Source organism: Nitratifractor sp. (assembly GCF_015487065.1).
Lineage (GTDB): Bacteria > Campylobacterota > Campylobacteria > Campylobacterales > Sulfurovaceae > Nitratifractor.
In genome coordinates, this window is the sequence record NZ_WFQN01000159.1 from 1 (window position 1) to 2,690 (window position 2,690).

At 55.6% G+C, this 2,690-nt stretch carries 1 protein-coding gene and 1 pseudogene; both read left to right on the plus strand.

Annotated elements, in window-relative coordinates; translation table 11 throughout:
* The coding region (locus F8I07_RS09050) for a DNA gyrase subunit B (RefSeq protein WP_292658632.1) at positions 1-2,009 on the plus strand (2,009 nt) is incomplete at its 5' end.
* Positions 2,009-2,690, plus strand: a pseudogene (locus F8I07_RS09055) (hypothetical protein); the annotation flags it as partial. The gene F8I07_RS09050 and the pseudogene F8I07_RS09055, both read left to right, overlap by 1 nt.

Below are 2,690 nucleotides of genomic sequence, written 5' to 3' on the forward strand. Positions count from 1 at the left end.
ACAAAGACACCTACAAGGTCTCCGGAGGACTGCACGGAGTCGGTGTCTCCGTCGTCAACGCCCTCTCGGAGAAGCTCCATATGACCATCTACCGGGATGGGCAGATTCATGAGCAGTGGTTCGAAAAGGGGATCCCCGTCACGCCCCTGGAAATTACCGGAAAGACCCGCAAGACCGGGACCAAAATCGAATTCTGGCCCGACGCCTCCATCTTCACCGAAACCGTGGAATTCAAAGATGAGATCCTGACCCGCCGTTTCAAAGAGCTGGCCTATCTCAATCCCCGAATCACCATCGATTTCCGGGATGAGCGCAGCGGCCTCAAGGAAAGTTACCATTTCGAAGGGGGGATTCGGCAGTTTGTGGAGGATATGCACAGCAAAGAGCCTCTCTCCAGCCCCCAGCTTTTCGAGGGCAAAGCCGACGATATCGAGATGGATATCTCCTTCATGTACCAAAACGCTGACAGCGACAAGGTCATCAGCTTCGTCAACAACATCAAGACTGCCGACGGCGGGACCCACGAAGCGGGTTTCCGGGCCGGATTGACCCGGGCGATCTCCAACTATATCTCCAAAAACGCCAACGCCAAAGAGCGCAACACTAAGATCAGCGGCGACGACACCAAAGAGGGCCTGGTGGCTGTCGTTTCTGTCCGGGTACCCGAACCCCAGTTCGAGGGCCAGACCAAAGGCAAACTGGGAAGCAGTTACGTTCGGCCGCTGGTGCAGAAGTTCACCTACGAACGGATCAACAAGTATCTGGAAGAGAACCCCATCGAGGCCAAGGCGATCATGAACCATGTGCTTCTGGCTGCCAAGGGGCGCGAAGCCGCCAAACGGGCCAAAGATCTGGTCAAACGCAAGGACTCCATGAGTGTCGGCACCCTGCCGGGGAAACTGGCCGACTGTCAGAGCAAGGATCCCGGGATCAGCGAACTCTACCTGGTGGAGGGCGACTCGGCGGGCGGTTCCGCCAAGCAGGGGCGTGACCGGGTTTTCCAGGCGATTCTCCCCCTCAAAGGAAAGATTCTCAACGTGGAGAAGGCCCGCCTGGAGAAAATCCTCAAATCCGACGAGATCAAGAATATGATCACGGCGCTGGGCTGCGGAATCGGTGAGGAGTTCGACGAAGAGAAACTCCGCTACCATAAGATCATCATCATGACCGATGCCGATGTGGACGGCAGCCATATCCAGACCCTGCTGATGACCTTCTTCTTCCGTTTCCTGCGACCGGTGATTGAAAACGGCTACCTCTACCTGGCCCAGCCGCCTCTTTACCGGTATAAAAAAGGGAAGAACGAAACCTACCTCAAAGACGACAAGGCCCTCAACGACTTTCTGATCGAAAACGGGATCGACTCTATCGAAGCCCACTCCATGGGCAAGCAGGATCTGGTGGAGCTCTTCAAGTTGGTGGCCTACTATCAGATGACACTTAAAGAGCTGGACAAACGCTTCTCGCTGGCAGAGGTGCTGCGCTACATGATCGAGCATCCCGATATCGTCGGGCAGAGCAACAAAGATCTGGCCAAGGCCCTGGAAGAGTATATCGGTACGCTGGGGTACAACATCCTCAACCGCGCCGTCAGTGATGAGCGGATCCACTATTACGTTCAGACCAACGAGGGGCTCGAGGAGCTGATCATTGACGACAACCTTTTCACCAACCCCCACTACAACGAAGCCCTCTATATCGCCGGCAAGATCCAGGAGCGTCTGACCGACGAGTTCCGGGATCAGGATCTCCTGGAACTGCTGGACCGGATTCTGGCGGCGGCCCGCAAAGGGGCCTACATCCAGCGCTACAAGGGTCTGGGAGAGATGAACCCCGAGCAGCTCTGGGAGACGACGATGGATCCCGAGAACCGCCGGCTGCTCCGGATCACCATCGAGGATGTGGAAGAGGCGGATCGCACCTTCACCCTCTTTATGGGGGATGAGGTGGAACCGCGCCGGAACTACATCGAAACCCATGCCAAAGATGTCAAACACCTGGATGTCTGATGCTCCAATCTGTCCGTGAGGAACGCTCTCGACACTTCAAGCTGGCTCTGAGGATCGGGATACCGGTTCTTGTCTTTGTCTTTCTTCTTGCTTACGCCGTTTTCTTCCGTGAAGAGGAGTTTGAACTGACGACGGAAGCGATTCTCATTCTGGGGGGGATGGTCTTCGCGATCGTCTATTTCATCTTTTTCGCCCTGGAACTGAGCCGAAAGGAGACGCTCCTTGACCGGATTACCGACAGTTATCATTATGACTCCTTCCGGGATCGGGTTCTGCATCACCGTCCTCGCACCCTGGCGGCGGCGGAGATCAGCAACCTCTCCGTCATCAATGAGACCTACGGAGTCAACAAAGCCGATCATATTCTCAAAGAACTGGTGCGCACCCTGGACAAAGAGATACTGCACCGTTTCGGAAACCGGGCATGGATCGGACGGAAGAACGGAGCGGAGTTTCTGCTGGCGGTGGATGAAGATCCGGAAAAGGTCAGGGAAGAGCTCTCCCGCTTTTTCAAAGCCCACACACTTTTTGACGAGGTGGAGGTTCATTGCTCCTTTGCCGTGATCCGGAACAATATCGAAGACCCCGACAAGGCAATCGAACAGCTGAGGGACCTGCTGGTGCAGCAGGAACAGCGTAAACAGCGGCTGCCGGAACAAAAGGTTTCTGACGCTCGGAAAC